Below are 22,098 nucleotides of genomic sequence, written 5' to 3'. Positions count from 1 at the left end.
TCGATCGCAGCATCCCTCCGCCAATCGAGAGGTGGAGATCCATGATGTCTACCGATAGGACTGGCCCCACTTTTTCGTCTCATTCACTCCTCTTGTCGCTGGCGATGCTCGCCGCGCTGAGCGCCTGCGACCCAGGCGAGCCGGCGGCGGAGCTCGACGCCGGGCTCGAGGGCTCGAGCCTGCGCTCCGAGCAGGACTACGCACGCAACCCGCCGTCCGTCGAAACGCTCGAGCTGCACTTTTTGTCGACCAAGGTCCACGCCAACGCGCGCCTCGAGGTCCGCTTTGGCGAGGGCGAGGTTCAAGAGCCCACGCTGCCGCTCGAGCTCGACGACGACCAAGCGGTCCTGCTCCGCGATGACGGCGAGGGCGGAGACGTCGAGGCCGGCGACGGGCTCTACTCGGCGATCATCGACTACGATCTCTTGGCCGAGGTCGAGCGCCGCATGGCCTACCTCGAGCGCGTCGAGCCGGGGGCTTCGGTCACGCGCTTCGAGGGCCGCAACGCCGTCGAGACCGTGCCCTTCGAGGCCCAGGCCCTGGACTTCGCCCTCGACGGCGGGTCGGTGCCGCCGGCCGAGGTCGAGGGGTTGTTCGCGGGGGTGACGGGCTCGACGCTGACCGTCATCGGGGCCCAGCCCGCGCCGCTGGCCGGGACCACCGATCCCGAGAAGACGCTGGCGGTCCGCGATCCCGCGGTCACCCGGGACGCCTCGCGCACGGGGGTGTGGAGCCTCAGCGGCGGCAAGTGCAGCTTCTCCGGGGACGCCTTCGGGGCCCACGGCTTCTCGCACCTCATGGAGGAGATGAGCGCCCCGACGGGCGTGCCCGTGGAGGACTGGATCGCCGACTGGCTGCGGACCTGGTCGACGCTCCAGCAGGTCAACGGCCAGGACCTTCCGGCCCAGGTCGGGGGTCTCGACGAGGTCTGGAACCGCTTCCCCTTCCTCTCGGATGACGGCCAGCCCCAGGTCTTCACCGACACCCTCGACGTGAGCCGGCCGCCCTTCCAGCTGGTCGCGATCGTCAACCGCGTCGACCTCCACGAGGCCGAGGTGTTCGGCGGGGGCGCGGGCGAGCTGCGCTACGTATTCCAGCTCGTCGACCCGGACACCTGCGAGCCCCTCGACATGACCGTGATCTTCGAATACGCGGTCCCGCGCTCGGGCTGCCGGCGGATCCGCGAATACGCGCAGGATTGGTACGCCCTCGACGCCCTGCCCCTGGGCTCGACGGCCTACCTCGACGAGCTCGAGCAGATCACCGCGACGGTCGTCGGCCCCGGGAACCTGGCCCAGCTGCGCACCAACTCGCGGCTCTTGCCCTGGCCGGACTACGCGAACCTGCAATGGCACATGCGCGAGTTCGTCGACGACGGGACGGGCCTGACGCCCGTGGCCTTGGCCAAGACCCCGGCCTACGCCTACGAGTACCCCGACCCGCTCACCTCGGAGCAGGGCATCGACGCCTTCATCACCAGCCAGGCCGGCAACATCCTGGCCAGCAACTACGACGTCGACCTCACCCACCCGGTCACCAACCAGCCCTTCCGCGCGGCCTTCGTGCCCTACGGCTACCTCAAGCATCTGCACTCGTCGCCTTACGCGATGGCGGACGTGGTCTACTTCGACCCCTTCGTGACCGACAGCTTCAGCCTCCCGGGCGGACCGAACCCCGCCATCCCGCCAGGCGCGAGCGGTGGCTGGGCCAACCTCTCGGGGATGCAGCGCGGGCGCTTTTGGGGCAGCCAGAGCGCGCCCGCCCAGGCGCGCCACGAGTTCTCCCTCAACACCTGCAACGGCTGCCACGACCGCGAGGTGTTCGACGACGCCGGGACCCTGTTCGCCAACTACCTGACCTACGGCCTCAGCCGCTCGGTCGCTGGCGCCACCCAAGAGCAGCCCTTCTTGCACATGCGCCTGCAGAGCCCCGTGGACGCCGGGCCGGCGATCTTCTCGCGCTTTTTGACGGGCACCGACGACGGCTGCACCACGGCCAACGGCCTGGTCCCGCCGCTGGGCACCGACACGTGCACGGCGAGCTGCTGCCCCGTCGGCGACCCGGTCCACGGCCCGGAGGTGCTCCAGTACCACTACGACGACCTCGCGCGTCGGAGCCAGGAGCTGGAGGCGATGGTCGCTCACAGCTGCTTGATCGCCTATCCGCACCAGACCGTGCAGCAGGCGCTGAGCTCGGCGCACTGAGCTAGAGCCGCTCGGGGAGCCTCCGCTGAGCGGGCTCTCCCGTCAGCGCGCCCGGCCGCCCGCGAGCACGCCCAACCCGCCGAGCCCCGCGTTGGCGATGCCGTAGGCCTGCAGGTAGTCGAGCAGCAGCTCGATGCTGCGCGAGCCCGTCGCGCCTCGGTGGTGCACGGCCTGGAGCTCGAGGGAGCCGCAGTCGTAGTCGGGCAGCACGGCCTCGAGCTCGCCGCTGGCGAGGCGGGGGCTCAGGTCGTACTCGGGCAAGCGCGCGAGGCCGTGGCCGCGGAGGGTGAAGTAGAGCCGGGACGCGGCGTTGTTGGTGCGCAGCGGGCCGGCGGGGGTGAGGGTGTGGGTCTGGCCGCGGGCGCTGAGGGTCAGGGTCCGCTTGCCGAGGGTGTAGACCACCCACGCGTGGCCGCCGAGCTCCTCGACCTTTTGCGGCCGCCCGCGGGCCTGGAGGTACTCGGGCGAGGCGCAGATCCGGTAGCGGCTTCGGCCCAGGCTCCGCGCCATGAGCTCGGAGTCGGCCAGCTTGCCGCCGCGGATCGCGATGTCGATCCCTTCGGCGACGATGTCGACGATGTCGTCGGTCATGGTCAGGTCGATCTCGACCTTGGGGTAGAGCTCGTGGAAGGCCGAGAGCGCGGGCACGACCGCCTGCAGGCCGAGGTTGACCGAGCAGGTCAAGCGGATGGTCGCGGCGGGCTCGGTGCGGATGTTGTCCATGCGCCGGTTGACCACGTCGAGCTCGGTGGCGATGGCCTCGCAGCTGGCGAGGAACACCTGCCCGGCGTCGGTCAGGCTCTGGCTGCGGGTGGTCCGGTTCAGCAGGCGCACGCCGAGCTCGTCCTCGAGCCGCTTGACCTGGTGGCTGACCGCGGCCCGGGTCAGGCCGAGGTGGCGGGCGGCCGCGGCGAAGTTGCCGAGCCTGGCGACCTCGGCGAACACCAGCATGGCGCGGACGTGGCGGGAGTCGAGGGCGCTTCGAGGGCTGGACGCCGTCATATTGTCAAATATTAGTACGCGCTCCGTCGCCAATGGAGGATCTTGTCAAGTTTGGTGAGCGGCCGTAGGCCTAGAGCGATGAAGATTCTCATGGTTCTCACTTCCCACGCGCAGCTGGGCGACAGCGGCAAGCCGACTGGTTTTTGGGCCGAGGAGATGGCCGCGCCCTACTACCTGTTCACCGCGGCCGGGGCCGAGCTGACCCTGGCTTCGCCCAAGGGCGGGCAGGCGCCGGTCGATCCGGGGAGCCTGGAGCCGGCCTTCCTGACGGCGGCGACGCGGCGCTACCAGGCAGACGCCGAGCTGCAGTCGCGCCTGGCCAACACGGTCCGCCTGGCCGAGGTCGACGGCGCGGACTTCGACGCGGTGTTCTACCCCGGCGGTCACGGGCCGATGTACGACCTGACCCACGACCGCGACTCCATCGCGTTGATCGAGTCCTTCGCTCGCGCCGGCAAGGTGGTCGCGGCGGTCTGCCACGCGCCGGCGGTGCTGCTCGAGGCCAAGACGGCGGACGGTCGGCCGCTCGTCGAGGGCCGGGAGGTCGCCGGCTTCACCAACAGCGAAGAGGCGGCCGTGGGGATGACCGAGCTCGTGCCCTTCCTCCTCGAAGACGCGCTCGTGGCTCGGGGCGGGGTCCACCGATCGGTCGAGGACTGGGCGCCGTTGGTGGTCACGGACGGGGCGCTGATCACCGGACAAAACCCGGCCTCGTCCGAGGCCGTCGCCGAGGCGCTGCTCCAGGCGCTGGCCTGATCGGGAAGGCGGGGGGGGCCGGCTGGCCGGCCTGACGGACTGCGAGCCGCGTAGAGATCGGCCCCCCGCTCGAGCCGGCGCTGTCCTCGACCCCCGTCGAGGGTAGGGAGCGTGCACCCATGGCGCGCATTGGCTGGCGTGGGGTGCCGATACCGTCCCGCCGGTCGAGCTGAGTGCAGAACTATGAATCGGTATAGTCACGAGTTTTGCCGTAACCATTAGGTCTGATGTCATTGACACTGCGCGAGCTGGCGAAGGGTGACAGTCAGTCGCGGCGCACTGAGAAAGAATGTGAGAATCGGGAAGCCAAATGTGACGCGACGCTGAGGTTACAGACCCTCTCTCGACGGGGTTTCGGCGTGAGTCGAGCAGGTATTTCGAGCAATTTGTTTTTTAGGCAATACCTGTAATTCGGGCTCCCACGGCCATGTGGATACGGTGGCCCGACTCGCGAACCAAACGCGAGATGGGCCACCGTCGGCGAAATGTTTGGAAGCGGTGAATGGATTTTCGTTCGGTCGGCACTCTCGACTTGCTACCGTCTGTTCGCCTCGCCGATACCAGCGAGGTTTCGCCGATGATGGCACCTCGCGCCCACGGCCTCGCCGTGGTCGGTTCGCGCATGTGCACGGTTCGCGCCGCGCGGGCGTGGAGGTCCATCGTCCTCCCACTCCGGCAGCGCTGACGCCATGAGCAACCGTCCGACCCTCCCGACCTACCGCGACCTTTTTGGTGCCCTCGACTTCCAGCCCGGCGAGCCCGGCCGCTCGGCCCTCTCGCCGGCGGCCTACCTGGCCGACTTGCTGCAGCTGATCGAGGACCGCTTCGAGACCACGGACCTGTTCGTCCGCCGCCCCGACATTCGGGCGCTGAACCTCGACGCCGACAACAGCTTCACGCTCTTGCCCTACCTGTGCATCGTCAACGAGGTGCTCGAGGCCCGGGTCGTGCGGCTCTCGGAGCAGCCCGACGCCCAGGCCGTGCTCGCGTCCGCCGAGCACCCCTTGCCGCTGCCCTTCGACCGTGACCACGCGCGCCTGCGTGAGCTCCTGGCCCTGCTGCGCGCGGCCCCGGGGGAGCTCTACCGCCTGCTGACGCCGACGCCCCAAGCCGACACCCTGGCCCGCGAGAGCCTGGGCCTGTCCGAGGCTCAGGTCGCTATTTTGGTCGAGGACCGCAGCGCCGATCCGGCCAAGCTGGCCCGGGCCTACGGCCTCGCCGACGCGGCCGGGCTCCAGGGCCTCGCGCAGCTCGACGCCTTCCAGGCGGCGACGGACATCGACGCGAGCGGCCTGCGCGAGCTCCTGCACCTGGGCCTGAGCGAGACGGCCCTCGACGCCCAGGGCAACACCGAGCGCAGCGCCGCGGGCGAGCTGTTCGTCAACGCGGGCGAGGCCAGCGGCTACGCCGAGCTCGACGCGGCCCAGACCCGGCTGCAGTGGGGCGGCGGCGTCGAGCCGGGGCCCTTGCCGGCGAGCTGGCTGGACCGCGCGCACCGCCTGCTGCGCCTGTCGATGTGGACGGGGCTGAGCCTGCGCGAGCTCGATCGCGTGCTCCGGACCGTGTGCGACAGCCGCCTCGACCGGGCCGCGCTGCGGCGTCTGGCCGTGGTCCGCGAGCTCGCGGGGCGCTGGCAGATCGATCTGGCCACGGTCTGCTCCCTGCTCGGAGAGCTCGACGATCTCGGCGACGACGCGCCCCTGGTCCTGGACGAGACCACGGTCGTGGCGACGGCGGACAGCCCCTTCGACCGGGTCTTCAACGGCGCGGCGGCGGAGCTGGCCGAGGCCTACTTCCTCGGCGCGCACCCCTACGTGCCCGAGCCCTACGCCGAGTTTGTCCCCGTCGAGGTCCAGGGCGACCTGCTGCTCGAGGGCAACAAGGCCGCCCGCGTGCGCATCCAGGGCGCCCTGGGTCTGTCGAGCACCGAGCTCGAGTCTTTGGTCGAGGCGCTGCGCGAGCGCGCGGCGACGCGTGGGCGCGCGTCCCGACTGTCCGGCGCCTTCGGGCCCCTGGCCCTGTCCCTGCTCCATCGCGCGGCCCGCATCGCCGAGCTCCTGGACCTCGGGGTGCTCGAGCTGCTCGAGCTCCTCGACGTGATCGCGGCCGATCCCAGCCTCCGGGGCCTGGGCGCGCTGGGCCTGGTCGAGGAGGACCACGCGGCCCTCGTCGACGATGACCTCTACCGCGTGCTCGAGAGCGGCAGCGTCGCCGAGCGCACCTACCTGCTGCGCACCGTGGTCGCGGTGTGGACCTGGGCTCAGGCCGCGGGCCTGGGCGTGTCCGACCTCGTCGACATCTGCCTGCCGCCGCCCGTCGCCGAAGATCTCGAGGCCCTCGAGGCCGACCGCAACCCGGACCCGCGGGTGGTCGCCGCGACCCAGGCGCGCCTGACCCTGTGCCAGGGCTTGCTCGAGGCCTACGCGCCCACGGCCCTGAACGCCGCGGCCTTCACCGGCGAGGAGCTCGGGGCCCGGGCGGCTCGCCGCGCCCACCGGGCCCTGCTCGAGGGCGACTACGACCTGCTCGCCGAGGCCGATCCGGGCCTCGTGTTGTTCGACGAGGACGCCGCCCGGGAGTGGGCCTTCGACAGCGTCGAGGGCCTCGATCAGGTCGAGGCCGCCGAGCTCGCCGAGCTCGATCTGGGCGAGGCCCTGGCCGAGCTCCTGCATGTCAGCTTGCTGCGCAACGGCACCCTCGACCTCGAGGGGGCGGTGCTGCCCGAGGCCTTCGAGGCGCTCGGGGCCTTCGTCGTCGAGGCGCCCCTGGACCGCCACGGGCCCGCGGTCTTCGACGCCCTCGCGCGCCTGGCCAAGGCCGCCGCCAAGCCCGGCGAGTCGCCCGAGGTCATCGAGATCGAGCTCTACCTCTCGGACCTGCTCGCGCTGAACATCCCCAAGGCCGAGGCCGAGGCCATCCTCGCCAACATGCGCCTGCGCGGGGAGATCGACGAGCAAGGCCGCGTCGCCCAGGCCAGCAAGTACCTCGACGAGAGCGGCCGCTACCGCTGCAAGCTCGCCCTGGGCCTCGGCGCCGAGACCGAGACCGAGACCGTGCGCGCCTTCTTCGAGGCCCGGCGCGAGCGCTTCCTGGCCGCGCCCGTGACCGTGTCGGCGGGGGACTTCCAGGCCCTGGGCATGGAGCCCGCCGAGCTCGACGGGCTGATCCGCAACCTGATCTTCAACGGCGTCCTCGACGGCCGCCGGCGCGTGGCCGACAAGCAGGCCGTGCTCGCCATGGCCCCTGGTGCGCTGCGCCTGGCCCTGCCCTACCACCGCCACCGGCGGGCGGTGCAGGCCGTGCTTCAGGCCCGCGTGGCCACGGCCCGCGCCCGCGAGCTGAAGGTCTCGGCCGAGGACCTGCGGCCCCTCGCCGCGGACATCCTGGCCCGGCGCGTCATCGCCACGCTCCAGGCGCGGGGCGAGCTCGACTCGGAGCGTCGGCCCAGCCCGGCCTTCCGCGAGCTGCTGCGCGCCAGCCGGACGCCGACCCTCGAGCTGGGCGCCGAGTACAGCGCCGCCGAGCGCCTGGCGATCGGCGCGCACCTCCACGGCCAGATCGTCGAGCGCGATCGCTTCGAGCTGACCGCCGCGATGGCGGCGGGCATCGAGCTCGACGCGGCCGGGGCCAAGGCCCTGCGCGAGCTCCTCGTCGACACCGGCGATCTGCTGCCCAGCGGCGGCCTCCCGCCCGAGCGCCTCGCGACCTTCCTCGACATCAACGGCGCCCTGAACTTCGAGCTCGAGGGCTCCGAGGACTACGCCCGCGACGTCTTCTTCCTGCTCCACGACCTGGCCCTGCGCCTCGACGCCCGGGTCCGCGCCCTGGTCACGAGCCTCGAGGGCGTGGCCAAGGCCCAGGGCCTCGCCGTGCTCCGGGCCCTCGCCTCGGGCATCGAGCTGTCCGAGCGCGAGACCCAGGCCCTGGTCGAGCACATGCTCGTCGGCGACGGCGAGCTGGCCGCGACCTTGCTCGTGCCCGTGCTCGACGCCCGCGAGGACGACGGCAGCCTGAGCGAGATCCCCGAGCACCGCCGGCTGCGGCGCTTCCTCGATCGCGCCGTGCAGTTCGCCGCGTTCGCGCGCAAGGTCCAGCTGGGTCACCGGGGCGTCGCCCTGGCCTTCGCCGAGCAGGGCCTGGTCGACAAGTTCCCCGAGTCCATCGAGCTGCCCGCGGGCGCGAGCACCATCGACGCTCTGCTCCCCGACCTCGACGGTGAGCTGATCGTGTTCCACGGCGCGCGCTTGTGGAGCTACGACGTCGACTCGCTCACGCCCCTGGCCGCGGCCGAGCCGCTGACCCTGATCTCGCCCCTGCTCGAGGGCGTGGAGGCCATCGACGCCGCCTACACCGACGCCGAGGGCGACCACTGGATCTACGCCGCCGGCCGGGTGTTCACCCGCGAGCACGACGACGCGCGCTGGGTCGAGGTCGAGCGCGAGCTCGGCAAGGTCGAGAGCAAGTTCGTGGCCCCGACCGAGGTCGACGCGGCCTTCGTCGACCACGAGGGCTTCCGCTACCTGTTCATCGACGACCAGTACCTGCGCAGCGCCGACGGCGTGCACGTGGACCCGGGCTACCCGCGGACCCTCGCCACGCACTGGTCCGAGGAGCTCGACTTCGCCATGCCCGCGGCCCTGCGCGAGTGCGGCGAGGGCGGGCTCGTCGACGCGGCCTTCACCGACGCTTCGCGCCGCACCTGGCTGTTCCGCGGCGGTCAGGTCTACCGCTCCGACGCCCCCAACCAGGCCATGGACCTGCGCGATCGCTGGGGCCGGGTCGAGGCCGACTTCGCCGAGCTGCGCCGCCTCGACGCCGTCGCCGAGGTCGACGGTCTGTGCGCGCTGATCCACGACGAGCACGTGCTCGTCCACGGCGACAGCCTCGAGACCGTCGACGCCCGCGCCCTCGAGGGCCACCCGACGACCCTCGAGCGCTGGCTGCCCGAGCTGCCCCAGGTCCTGCGCGAGGGCCTGGACGCTGGCTTCACCGACTGGACCGGCCAGGTCCACCTGTTCGGCGAGGACCACTACGGCACGCGCAACGACGGGGTCTGGAGCGTCGGCGAGCTCGCCTCGCGCTGGGGCCGGGTCCGCAACGAGCTCCAGGACACGGGCCGGGTCGACGCCGCGCTCATGGGCCTGGACGGCCGCCTCTACGTGTTCAGCGGGACCCAGTACCTGCGCTACTCCGAGCTCGAGTCCGGCTACGCCGACGAGGGCTACCCGCGGACCATCGCGACCGACTGGGGCGGGCTCGAGCGCGTCGACGCGGCCTTCGTGCTCGACGGGCGCACCTACTTGTTCGGCACCATGGTCGAGCAGGGCGCGGTCTACCTGCGCTTTGGCACCCGCGACTACGAGGTCGCCGACGAGGGCTACCCCCGGGCCACGGACGACAACTGGTGGAACCTGCCCTTCGCCCTGACCGAGGCCGGCTTCGCCACGCCCGACGGGATCATGAACGGCGGCGACGGGCGGGTGTACCTGTTCTCCGGGGACCAGCTGATCCACTTCGACCACAACCAGCGCGTGTGGTCCGACCCAGAGCCGATCCGCGAGCACTTCGCGGGCCTGCCCTTCGACTCGATCAGCGCCGGCGTGACCGACGGGGACGGCCACACCTGGCTGTTCTCGGCCGGGGAGACCACCCTCGACCACGACGGCGTGGGTGAGGTCATCGAGGCCTCCGGGCCCATGGTCGCGCGCTACTCCGACGCCGACTTCACCCGCCTCGACGACCGCTTCCCCAAGCCCACGCGCCACGGCTGGGGCCGGATCCGCAACGCCCTCCAGGACGGCGGCCACGTCGACGCGGCGGTCCGGCTGATCACGCCGGTCATCGAGGAGCACGACGAGGACGAGGACGAGCTGCGCAGCAAGCTGCTCACGGCGGCGGTCGAGCCGGTGCTCGCCGAGGTCGTCTACCTGTTCAGCGGCGAGCAGTTCTACCGCTACAGCAGCGCGGACCTCGAGTGGGTCGACGAGGGCTACCCCAAGCGGCTCGACGCCCTGCGCGACGAGCCGCGCTTCGCCAAGCTCGACGACGCCGCGCTCGCGGCCATGGCCACCAGCCTCGACGGCGTGTGGGCTGACGGCGGCGAGGTGTTCGTGTTCACCGGGGCCCACGTGCACGTGGCCTCGACGGACTGGTACCGGGAGATCGACGGCCTAGTCGGCGGGGGTCTGCGCGCCGCCGCCCACGACGAGGGTCGGCTGATCGCCTACGCCAGCGAGGGCTGGCGTCACCTGCGGATGCCCGAGGGCCCCGCGGCGACGCGCCCGGCCGCCCTGCCTCGCTTTCTGCGCGGCGCCCCCGAGGCCTTCCGCCAGCCCGAGGCCGTGCTCCTCGGCCAGGACGACAACGCCTACCTGTTCGCCAACGGCCGCTGCTGGGACCGCGCCCTCGAGCGCGACTACCCCATCGCCCAGGCCTGGGGTCGCACGGGCAACGCCATCGCCGAGGACGAGCGGGTCGACGCCGGCCTTCGCTCGCCCGAGGGGCGGCTGTTCGTGTTCCGCGGCGGCGAGTACCTCCAGTTCAGCCCCGACGCCCTCAAGCCGGGCGCCGGCACGAGCTGGACGCTGCCGAGCGTGGCCGACGGCCCCGCCGGATCCATCGCCGAGCGCTTCGGCGGCCTGCGCGACGTCCACCTCGCCTACACCCACGGCGAGCACACCTACCTGCTCGAGGCGCCCAACGCCGAGGGCGAGTTCCGCTACCAGCGCTACTGCGACGAGGCCCTCGAGGAGCCCGAGTTCGACGAGCCCATGGCCGCCGATCTCAGCTTCTGGAAGCTGCCCAGCATCCACGTCGAGCAGGGCTTTGACCGCGTCGACGCCGTGCTCGTCGAGGGCGAGGACCTGTTCCTGATCCGCGGCCGCGAGTTCCTGCACTTCGAGGCGAGCACCCAGACCTGGACCTACCCCCGCGAGCTCGAGCTGTTCTGGCCGGGGCTGCCCGAGCGGCACCCCGACTTCGAGGCCGTGAGCGCGGCCTTCGAGGACGGCGAGGGCACGACCTGGTTCTTCGCCGAGGGCACCTGCTTCGCCTACCGGCGCGACGCCAGCGATCCCAAGCTGCCCGGCAGCTTCCACGACATCGAGGCGCGCTGGGGTCAGATCGACAACCGCCTGCGTCAGCGCGAGGGCGTCGACGCCACCTTGGTGGTCGGCGCGTACACCTACCTGTTCAGCGGCGACCAGTACGTCCGCTACACCGGCTCGAACTACGAGCGCGTCGACGCGGGCTACCCCAAGCGCCTCGTCGCCAACCTGCGCGAGGAGCCGGGCTTCGCCCACCTTCCCGAGGAGCTCGAGCGCCACTTCGAGGCCGTCGAAGAGGCCATCGCGGCCGGTAGCGAGGGCCAGCCGCGCAGCGTCGACGCGGCCTGGGCGACGCGCGGGGTCATCACCCTGATCGCCGGCGGCCGGGCCTACGCCTGCGTCGACGCCCTGACCCGGACGCTGACCCTCGGCCAGCTCGGGGTGATCCGCAACGAGCTCCAGCGCCGCGGCCGGGTCGACGCCAGCTTCGTCGACCAAGGCGGCGCGCTGTGGCTGTTCAGCGGCGACCAGGCCTACCGCTACACCGAGCACGACGCCGAGACCGTCGACGCCGGCTTCCCGCGCTCGATCCCCGAGCAGCTCGTGCCGACGCTGATCGGCACGCCCCGGGCCCTGCCCGAGGCCTTCCACGCCGAGCTCGACGGCGCCATGCTCGAGGCCGACGGGGCGGTGCTGCTCCTGGCCGAGGGCGAGTTCCTGCGCATGTGGCCGATGCAGCCCGAGCGCCCGACCCAGCGCGGGAGCCTGGCGCAGCTGTGGCAGACCCCGGCGAACCCCTTCGCGGCCACGGAGCAGGACCCGAACCCGCGCATCGACGCGGCCCTGCTCGGGCCCGAGGGCGAGCTCTACGTGTTCAAGGGCGAGCACTACGTGCGCTACACCGAGCCCTCGGCCGAGGCCGTCGACGAGGGCTACCCGCGGGCGATCCGCGACGACTGGGGCGACCTGCCCGTGGACTTCGAGGCGGGCATCGACGGGGCGTTCAGCTTCGAGGGCCGGCGCTACGTGAGCCGGGGCGAGGCCTACGTGCGCTACTCGGGCGAGCAGCTCCGGCGCATCGACGCCATCGGGGCCCAGCCCTTCGCCCGTCGCTGGCGCCACGCCAACGACTTCCTGATCCGCGACCTGCACCTGATCTGGCGGGCCGTGGACATCGAGCGCCGCGAAGGCGTCGCCGAGGCCCTGAGCCCGGAGGAGGGCCCCGGCGGGTCCATCGAGGGCAGCTTCCTCGATCTCCTGATCGAGCCCCAGCCCGACGTGACCTACCCCTACGCCCTGCTCGCGGCGCTGTTCGAGTGGCCCATCGATGATCTTCAGTGGCTCGTGCGCCGCGGGGCCTTCCTGCACCGGCCGGGACGTACGGAGGCCCTCGAGGCCGAGTTCGACCTCGAGCTGCTGCTGCGCGTCGTCGACATCATGGAGCTGTGCCAGCGCCTGGGCAGCTACCCCAGCGAGCTGCACGGGCAGGTCTGGCGGCCCCTCTACGGGCCCCTGGACAGCCGCGCGCCCGCGGCCGCGGCGGACACCCTCCGGCGCCTGCTCGGGACCCTCTACCCGGGCGCGGACTGGCTGACCATCGGCCGCCAGCTCCTCGACGCGGACAACCGCGCGCGCCGGGACGCCCTGGTCGCGTGGATCCTCGCCCGCGAGCCCGCCCTCGCCGAGCCCCGCGACCTCTACGAGGAGCTGCTCGTCGACATCCAGGTCGACCCCTCCCTCGACACCTCGCGGATCAAGGAGGCGATCGCGGCCACGCAGCTGTACATGCACCGCTACCTGGTCAACCTCGAGGCCCCGACCCCGCGCGCGGGCGCCGAGCAGAGCCCCGTCGCGGCGGCGGCCGAGGCCAAGGCCCAGCTCAAGCGGCAGTGGGAGTGGATGCAGAACTTCCGGGTCTGGGAGGCCAACCGCAAGGTCTTCCTGCACCCCGAGAACTACATCCGCCCCGAGCTCCGCGACACGCGGACGCCGAGCTTCATGACCCTGCAGGACGACCTGCTCCAGGGGGAGATCAACGACCAGCGCTCGACCGAGGTGTTCAAGAAGTACCTCGACGAGTACACCGAGGTCTCGAGCCTGACGATCGCGGGCGGCTACATCCGCGAGGGCCGGGACGACGCCTCGGACCGCGAGCTGGTGCTCTTTGGCCAGACCGGCACGGACCCCAAGCGCTACTACTACCGGACCGCGACCTTCCTGCGCGGGCGCACCCAGGACGCGACCTGGGCGGCGTGGCAGCCCCTCGACGTCGAGATCGACTCGCCGCGGGTCTACCCCGTTGACGCCTTCGGCCGGCTGTTCGTGTTCTGGGCGCAGATCGAGCTGGAGACCGGTGAGGGCAGCTCGACCTCGATCCGGGCGAACGATGTCAGCGGAGGATCCCAGGCCTCGGCGACGGTCAACACCCGCCGACGCCTGCAGGTCTACTTCTCCTACTACGACCTCAACCTGCGCTGGATCCCGGCCCAGAAGCTCGGCCTGTCCGTGGTCGAGGGCCGGTCCATCGACGGCGTGCAGCTCGTGGTCGAGCGCTCGCTGCACCTGGGCGCCGAGGAGCAAGAGAACATCATCGTCGGGCTCAGCTACAGCGCCGGCGGTCAGGTCGTGCGCCGCAACGCCTCGCTGACCTCCGCGCTCGAGACCCGCCCGGCCACGCGCCCGCCCAGCGACTCCGCAGGCATCGAGCTGTTCTCGAGCCTGTTCGCCGCGAGCGAGCGCCCCGATCAGGTCGTGCGCCTGAACTCGGCCGCGGACTCGTCCGAGGGCCCCTGGTACAGCTTCCACCTCAAGGGCGGCAGCTTCCTGTGCAAGCCCGCCGTGGCCTCCCTCGACGATAGGGCCATGGCCCTCCAGCCCCTCGCCGGCAACCTCCACGGCCTGCCGCAGTGGGACGGCGTGGACGCGGGGCTCGAGTCGACCGACGGCTCGACCTACCTGTTCCACAACGCCGCGGGCGCCTACGCCAAGATCGGCGCCGACGGCTCGATGACCGAAGAGCCGGTGTACCGGCGCTGGGGTCACATCGACAACTCCATCGCCCGCGGCGGCCAGTTCGACGCGAGCTGGTGGCAGGACGGGAAGATGTACATGTCCCTCGGCGGCGAGTACCTGCGCTACTCGAAGGGCACCCTGCTCGCCGACGAGGTCGGCGTGTTGACCCTCGCCGGCAACGCCGACGGGCTGCCCGAGTGGTCCAAGATCGAGTCGGCGTTCACCGACGCCCAGGGCCGGGTCTGGTACTTCGGCCAGGGCCTCAGCGCGCGCAGCGACGACCTGACCACCACGACGCCGATCGGCGAGCGCTGGGGCCGGGGCGCCAACGACTTCACCACGGCGAGCGGGCGGGCCAACGCGGTCCGGACCGGCTTCACCGTCGGCGACAAGACCTTCGTTGTCGGGCCCAAGGTCTACCTGCGCTACACGGGCTCGAGCTACGCGGCCAGCGACGCGGGCTACCCCAAGGCGCAGAGCCTGTTCGCGATCCTCGCGGAGCTGGGCTGCACCAACAACGACGAGGCCTACGAGGACATGAAGATCGACGTGGTCCTGACCGAGGCCAAGCGCACGGTCATCCACACCGACAACGGGCGCAACTTCCAGCTCGAGGGCACCGAGGTCATCGAGTTCGCGGCGTCGAGCGGTCGCGGCCGGGGTCGGGGTCGGGGTCGCGGGCAGGACGAAGCGGCCGCGGCCGCGGAGCTCACCCACGCCCGCTCCGTGGTCGTTCACGGCGAGCGCGAGTTCGTGTTTGGGCGCAAGGACTCCCGCTCGCTGCAGCAGGGCGACTCGCTCATCAGCCTCGGCCGCGTGCTGTCGGCGGCCATGCTCGGCCTCGACGGCGAGCTCTACCTGTTCGCGGGCTCGGAGTTCATCACCGTGCCCAGCCAGGGCCTGAGCCTGGACATCATCGACAAGGCCGTCGACGCCTGGCGCGACACGGCCCGCAACATCGGCGCCTTCTGGGGCACGCAGGCCTCGGCGATCGTCCGCAACCAGCGGGTCGACGCGGCCCTGCGCCGGGGCGAGCACACCTTCTTGGTCTGCGACGGGGAGTACGTGCGCTACTCCGGCGAGGCCTACGAGCTGTGCGACGAGGGCTACCCCAAGCCGCTCGCGGGCAACCCCGACGGCCTGCCCGAGTGGACCGGGCTCTCGGCCGCGCTCGACAACGCCGACGGCAAGGGCAACGCCTGCTACTTCGACGGGCAAGAGCACGCCTTCGCCACGGACCTGACCAAGCGCGAGAGCAACGCCTTTCGCTGGGGCCTGATCCACAACCAGATGCTCGCCCGGGGCGTGGACGCGGCCTGGGTCGAGGGCCAGGCGCACATGTTCGTGTGCAGCCAGCAGCTGATCCGCTACACCGCGGACGAGGCGGGGCAGCTCGGCCGGTTCATGGACGTGGGCTACCCCAAGCAGCTCGAGCTGGCGCGCTTCGGCGTGGTCCGGGCGGCCTTCGTCATCGGCGAGGACTTCTACGTCGTCGGCGACGGCGTGTTCGTGTGCTGCCCGGTCAGCGAGCCCGAGCGCATCTTGCCGGGCTACCCCAAGAAGGGCCACCTCGGCGCCCTGGCCCACGACGTCAACATGCGCCACGGCACCGGCCGGGCCCTGCGGCCCACGGGCTTCGAGCACCTCGGCGTGCGCGGGGCGACGGTCTCGGGCAACACCATCGTGTTCGACATCGACGAGGGCAACAACTACCGCGGCGTGACCCTCAAGGCGCGCTTGAACCTCGGCCACGGCGAGCTCCACGTCGAGTGGATCCACCACCCGTGGCACCGCATCTGGGGCTGGAGCTGGGGCGGCTGGCACTTCGACCCGGCGCTCCCCGACGTCCAGGAGGAGAACACCGAGGTCGACGTCACCGTGGGCGGGCACCGCTACGTGTTCCGCGACAACCAGTTCATGCGCCTGACCGCCGGTGAGGGCATGACCAGCTGGCAGCCCGACGCGCGCAGCGTCGACCAGGTCTGGGGCGCGGCGGCGATCGACGCGGCCGTGCGCCTGCGCGGCAAGCTCTACCTGTTCATCGGGGACCACTACCTGCAGGCCCCGGGCGGCGACGCGATCGGGGATCTCTCGCTGGTCCGGGCCATCGACGGCGCGTGGGGCAACCTACCCGCCAGCCTCCACGACGGGGTCGACGCGGCGCTCTACGCCGGCGGCGTGCTGACCTTGTTCCGCGGGGACCACTACCTGCGCTTCACCGACGCGGACACCGAGCCCTACGAGGTCTCGACGGTGCGCTACGACGTGGTCCGCCTGACCACGGCGACGGCCTCGACCCTCAACCAGCGCCTGTTCGCGGGGGGCCTCGACGGCCTGCTCGCCCTGCGCTCGCAAGAGGTCGACGAGCTCCCGCGCTTCGCCCCGGATCACTCCTCCTCGGAGACGATCCGCTTCAACCCGGCGCGCATCGGCTCCCACCCCATCGGGACCCACCTCGACTTCAGCAGCGCCAACGGCATCTACTACTGGGAGATCTTCTTCCACGCGCCCTTCCTGGTCGCGCAGTCGCTCAACACCAGCCAGCGCTTCGACGAGGCCCGGCGCTGGTACGAGTACATCTTCGACCCGACCGAGGCGCCGGACACCTGGAAGTTCCTGCCCTTCCTCGCCGCCGACGTCGAGGCCATCGCCGAGCGCATCGAGGGCCGGCTCAGCGACCTGGCGGGCGCCTCGGTCGACACCACCAGCGTCGCGGCTCGGCTGCGCGCCATCGCGGCCACGCTCTTGCCCATGGACATGGCCTTCCAGGGCGAGCGCGCCCTGAGCCCGGAGGAGGAGGCGAGCCTGCTCGCCCTCGCCAAGCTCGACGACCTGCGTCGGGACGTGCTCGCCCTCGACGCCCGGCGGCCCGAGGCCGTCGAGGCCCGGCGCGAGCTCGAGGAGACCGTCGGCGTCATCGAGCAGCTCGCGATGACCTGGACCGCGATGCAAAACGCGGCCGGCCAGCTGCGCGTGTTCCTCGACGATCCCTTCGATCCCCACGCCCTCGCCAGCTTGCGGCGCATCGCCTACCGCAAGGCCCTGTTGATGCGCTACATCGACAACCTGCTCGACTGGGGCGACATGCTGTTCTCCCAGTACACCCGCGAGAGCATCAACGAGGCGCGCATGCTCTACGTGCTCGCCTGGGACCTGCTGGGTCGGCGCCCGGCGCCCCTGGGGCGGCGCGTGCTGACCGAGGATCGCCCCTACGCCGCCCTGCGCGACGCCAGCGAGGGCTACGACTTCCTGCTCTACCTCCAAAGCGGGTTGGATCCGGCGACCACGGACCTGAGCTTCGCCGGCAAGGCGCCCCAGTCCATCGCCTGGCCCAGCTACTTCTACCTGCCGGAGAACCAGGAGCTGATCGGCTACTGGGGCCGGGTCGAGGATCGCCTGCACAAGATCCGCCACGGGCTCAACCTGATGGGCGTCAAGCAGCCCCTGCCGCTGTTCCAGCCGCCCATCGACCCCATGGCCATCGTGTCCGCCGTCGCCGGCGGGGCGAGCGTGGCGGGGGCCGTCGCCAGCGTCGGTCCGGTCAGCGTGCCGCACTACCGCTTCCGCTTCCTGATGGATCGGGCCCAGGGCCTGGTGTCCAAGCTCCAGCAGTTCGGCGGTGAGCTGCTGGCGACCCTCGAAAAGCGCGACGCCGAGAAGCTCAGCCGGCTCCAGGTCCGCCAAGAGAGCGAGCTGCACACCATGACCGTCGAGGTCCGGCGCCTGCAGATCGCGGAGGCCGAGGCCAACAAGCGCGGGCTCCAGCAGGGCCTGCTCAACGCCCAGCGCCGCGGCGAGGTCTACCAGGACTGGCTCGACAAGGGCCTCAACCCCCTCGAGATCGCCCAGCTCAGCCTGATGGCGGGGTCCGTGGCGGCCCACGCCGTGTCGGCCATCTTCCGGATCATCGCGGCCTTCGGCGGCGCGGCTCCGGACGGCTACGCCGGTCCCTTCAACCTCGGCGTCAAGGGCGGCGGCGACCAGATCGGTCGCTCGCAAAACGCCCTCGCCGAGATCCTCCAGGGCGTCGCCGAGGGCCTGAGCATCGGCGGCGAGATCCTCGGGATCGTCGGCCAGCACGAGCGCATGAAGGACGAGTGGCGCCTGCAAAAAGATCTGGCGGCCTACGACGCCAACCAGATCAGCGAGCAGCTCGTCGGCGCCGACGCGGCGATCGCCTCGGCGAGCCAGGAGCTGGCCATCGTCGAGCGCCAGATCGCCCACAACCGGGCCGTGGACGAGTTCTACCGCGGCAAGTTCAGCAAGCAAGAGCTCTACCAGTGGATGGCCGACCGCCTGTCGACCCTCTACTACCAGACCTACAAGCTCGCCCTCGACTACGCCCGGGCGGCCGAGCGCGCCTACCAGTTCGAGACCGGCGCGCCCGTGCAGGACGTGCAGTTCGTCCGCGGGCACCACTGGGACAGCCAGCGCAAGGGCCTGACGGCGGGCGACGCCCTGGGCCTCGACCTGGACCGCATGGAGGCGGCCTACACCCACGGCGACGCGCGCCGGCTCGAGATCGGCAAGCAGGTCTCGCTGCTCGAGCTCGACCCGCTGGCCTTCCTGAAGCTCCAGGCCGAGGGCGCCTGCGAGTTCGAGCTCAGCGAGGCGCTGTTCGACTACGACTTCCCCGGGCACTACCGGCGGCAGATCAAGACCATCGCCCTGGTCCTCGACGCGGGCGAGGGCGTGACCGTGAACGCGACGCTGACCCAGCTGACCAACCGCACGGTCCTCCACCCCGACGCCAAGGCGGTCAACTTCCTGCTCAACGCCCGCGGCGAGGCCCCGGTGTCGCTGCGCAGCAACTGGAAGTCGCAGCAGCAGATCGCGCTCTCGCACCACGACAAGTTCGACAAGAACAACGGCTTGTTCGAGCTGCGCTTCGACAGCGAGCGCTACCTGCCCTTCGAGGGCACCGGCGCGGTGTCGCGCTGGCGCCTGGAGCTGGGCGGCAAGGTCGGCAGCTACGACCGCTCCGCCATCAAGGACGTGACCATCGACCTGCGCTACTCCGCCCTGCAAGGCGGGGAGGCCTTCGCGGCCCAGGTCCGCGGGCAGCTCAAGCCCTACGACGCCCTGCGTCACTTCGACGTCGCGGCGGCGTTCCCCGAGGCCTGGCAGCGCTTCCGCAACGGCTTGGCCGACACCCTGGTCCTGCCCCTGAGCCCGGCCCACTTCCCGAACATGGCCAGCAGCCGGATCCGCTCCGTGCTCGCCCACTACGCCCTCGACGCCAGCGGCACGGGCGGCGTCACGGCCAGCCTCGAGCTGGGTGAGTCCATCGCCCTGCCCGAGTCGCGCATGGTCGACACCGCCGGCCTGCGCGTCGGCCAAAGCGGCGCCGCCGTGACCCTGCGGGTCCGCGGGGATCGGGGCCGCCTGTCCAACCTCGTGCTCGTCATGAGCTACCGCGCCGCCGTGCGCTGACCCGAACCGAACCTCAGAGACTTCACCTCCGAACACCGACTAGGAAGCTCATCATGCCGCGCGACAACAACCAACTCGGCAACCGCCGCCAGCAGCAACAACAGCGCCAGCGTCAGCAGGCGGCGGCTCGCCGCCGGGCAGCGCTCCACGCCGACCGCTTGCCACCAGCGGTCCAGACCATCCTCGGCGACGGCGTCGCCCGGGACGCGACCGGCGTCGACTACGGCCAGAGCACGACCGTGCGCTGGACCCTGGTCAACGACACGGTGGCCAACCGCCGCCACGCCCTGTGGAGCTCGCTGGGCAACAACGACGCGAACATCGACGCGATGCTCGCGGACCTGCGCCAGGAGCGGGGCGGGGCCGCGCCCACGACCCTGCGCCTGACCATCCAGCCCGGGGCCAACGACAGCTTCGCCGCCATCGCCCGGGTGGTCGCGGGGATCGAACAGCACAACCAGGCCGCCGCCGACAACCAGAAGATCGAGATCGCGTCGGACGACGCCATCGTCCGGGCCCTGCGCGACGGCTGGATCACCGCGGACAACCTCGACAACCTGGCCAACGCCCTGGGGGTCGGGCCGACCCGGGACGCCATCGCCGACGCCCTCGACACGGTCCACCCCTCGCGGATCCAGACCATGGTCGAGAACCTCGCCGGCGGGAACCCCCAGCCCCTCGGCGGCGGCACGGTCATGGTCATGGGCGACGCGGCGCGGGCCTGGGGGCGCATCCAGCTCGCGGCCGACACCCTGCTGACCCCAGAGAACGACCAGGACACGAGCCTGGATCCGCCGGGCGGCGCCTTCGCCATCGCCCGCGACGCGGCGTGGCTGCGCGACCAGGTCCACACCCTGCTGCGCAACCTCAACCCGGCCAACGCGACGACCCTCAACGGGATCCTCGAGGACGTCGCCCAGTACGCCCGCGGGCTCCGGGGGCCGCTGCTGCGCCGGCTCGGCTCGAACTACACGGACTCCGTCGGCGTGCGCACCGTGCTCGAGCGCCTGCCCCTCGATCGCACGGGCCTGCCCAGCCGCATGGACCTGCTGCGCGGCGCGGACGTGCTCGGCCAGCTGCGCGGGGTCGACACCTCGATCTCCCTGCAGACCCTGGCGCGCCAGGGCTCGGAGCTCGTCGGTCAGACCATCGCCATCCCCGACCGGACCACGGCCGACTACCAGCGGATCCTCGCCGCGATCCGTCAGGCCCACACCGCGGCCCAGGGCAGCCTCGACGAGGGCAGCTTGTTCGAGCTCGCGGACATCCTGGACACGGCCCGCCGCGACGGCCAAAACGCGCGCATCGTGACCCTCGACTGGGACACCATGCGGATGCTCGAGGGCATCAACCCGCAGACCGACCCCATCGACACCAACGCCGCGCCGACCACGGTCGACCTCAACTTCGCGGGCGTGGGCGTCGAGCTGCGCAAGATCCCCACGCCGGTCAACGACTTCCCCCCGAGCACCCAGGTCGGCGACCTGGCCCGCTCCCTGGGGCGCGACCGGAACCTGGGCTTTGGTCAGGCCGTGCGCATCGCCAAGCCCGACGGCTCGCTCGTCGACGGCTACCTCTACGGCTACACCGCCGAGGGCCTGGGCCGCGTGCTGCTGCGCGACCAGGGCGGGGGGGCGCCGGACACCCTCTACACCCTGGACGCCAACGAGACCCTGGCGGTGACCAACGACTTCGCCAGCTTGACCGAGGCGGACGTCCGCCCGCTCGCGGCGCAGGACTGGCAGTCGCGCACGGTCGCCTTCGCCGACCTCGACAACGGCCCGCGCCCGGCCGACCCCGTGCTGCGGATGATCTACGACACCCGCGCGGCGATGCGGGCGCTCAAGACCCGCCCCGTGGCCGACAGCACCCTGACCGCCGATCAGTTCACGGACGTGATCAAGGGCGCCAACTTCAAGAGCTGGATCGTCGGCGGCGCGACCCGGGACATCCTCCGCGGCCTCAACCCGGCGGACATCGACTTCGCGTCGACCATGCCGGCCATCGACAGCTTCAACGCCATCGTGGAGCAGGGCCTGGCGCGCAAGAACGCCGACCCCAACGACCCCAACGACCTGGCGATCCGCCGCAACGTGCCCTTCGGCTCGGTCCAGGTCGAGGCCGACATCGAGACGGGCCTCGACATCATCAGCACCCACGACGGCCACGACGCCTCGCTGCGCCTGGACCTCGACGCCCTCGCCCGCGACTTCACGATCAACGCCGTCTACTACGACATCGACGGCGACGCCCTGGTCGACCCCACGGGCACGGGCCTGGCCGACCTGGCCAGCTCGACCCTGCGCTTCGTCGCCGGCACGCCCGACGAGGTGCTCGGGGCCGAGCCGGTGATGGTCGCCCGCTGGATGCGGATGATCGGCAAGGGCTTCAACCCCGCGGACGCGGCCGACGTGGGCGTGGCCCTCAAGTGGCTCGTGGAGCACTCGCAGACCGCCGACCCCCGGGTGCTCAAGCGCTTCGTCGATCGGATGAAGACCTCGAAGGTCGACGCCATCAAGCTGGCCGAGCAGATCTTCGGCAACCTGCCGCCGACGGACGCGATCCCGAACCCGCGCCAGGCCGCGCGGGATGCCATCGAGCGCATCTTCGGCTGAGCGGCGAAGGGCCGAGAAGCTCGAGAGCCT

Annotated in this window: 5 protein-coding genes; 4 read left to right on the top strand and 1 reads right to left on the bottom strand. The window is 71.4% G+C overall.

Annotated features, from left to right (window positions below; translation table 11 throughout):
- Positions 1–92: 92 nt before the first annotated feature.
- Positions 93–2,204 (top strand): choice-of-anchor X domain-containing protein, encoded by a 2,112-nt coding sequence (locus PPSIR1_RS25030; protein ID WP_006973969.1) that lies wholly within the window; start codon positions 93–95, stop codon positions 2,202–2,204.
- A gap of 42 nt (positions 2,205–2,246) precedes the next feature.
- On the opposite strand, the gene PPSIR1_RS25025 is transcribed toward PPSIR1_RS25030, so the two are convergent.
- Complete coding sequence (locus PPSIR1_RS25025; protein WP_045116707.1) at positions 2,247–3,206, bottom strand: LysR family transcriptional regulator; 960 nt, start codon at positions 3,204–3,206, stop codon at positions 2,247–2,249.
- A 78-nt stretch (positions 3,207–3,284) separates the two neighbouring features.
- Here PPSIR1_RS25025 and PPSIR1_RS25020 point away from each other — a divergent pair, with 78 nt between their 5' ends.
- The 3 genes from PPSIR1_RS25020 to PPSIR1_RS25010 all read left to right on the top strand — a co-directional run bounded on the left by PPSIR1_RS25020 (position 3,285) and on the right by PPSIR1_RS25010 (position 22,068).
- A complete protein-coding gene (locus tag PPSIR1_RS25020) occupies positions 3,285–3,962 on the top strand; it encodes a type 1 glutamine amidotransferase domain-containing protein (protein ID WP_006973967.1) in 678 nt (225 codons plus the stop codon).
- Between the two features lie 689 nt (positions 3,963–4,651).
- Entirely contained in the window at positions 4,652–19,453 is a 14,802-nt protein-coding gene (locus PPSIR1_RS25015; protein WP_006973966.1) for a Tc toxin subunit A-related protein, read from the top strand.
- 53 nt (positions 19,454–19,506) lie between these two features.
- Complete coding sequence (locus PPSIR1_RS25010) at positions 19,507–22,068, top strand: nucleotidyltransferase family protein (protein ID WP_006973965.1); 2,562 nt, start codon at positions 19,507–19,509, stop codon at positions 22,066–22,068.
- The last annotated feature ends 30 nt before the right edge of the window (positions 22,069–22,098 follow it).

This window comes from Plesiocystis pacifica SIR-1, from assembly GCF_000170895.1.
In the GTDB taxonomy this organism is placed as follows: domain Bacteria; phylum Myxococcota_A; class Polyangia; order Nannocystales; family Nannocystaceae; genus Plesiocystis; species Plesiocystis pacifica.
The sequence above is the reverse complement of the archived record's forward strand: the minus strand, read 5'-3'. Positions and strand labels throughout refer to the sequence as shown.

Bases quoted from the DNA above. Each gene is read 5' to 3' on its own strand.
- PPSIR1_RS25025 (WP_045116707.1), bottom strand. From the start codon at position 3,206: ATGACGGCGTCCAGCCCTCGAAGCGCCCTCGACTCCCGCCACGTCCGC.
- PPSIR1_RS25020 (WP_006973967.1), top strand. From the start codon at position 3,285: ATGAAGATTCTCATGGTTCTCACTTCCCACGCGCAGCTGGGCGACAGC.
- PPSIR1_RS25015 (WP_006973966.1), top strand. From the start codon at position 4,652: ATGAGCAACCGTCCGACCCTCCCGACCTACCGCGACCTTTTTGGTGCC.
- PPSIR1_RS25010 (WP_006973965.1), top strand. From the start codon at position 19,507: ATGCCGCGCGACAACAACCAACTCGGCAACCGCCGCCAGCAGCAACAA.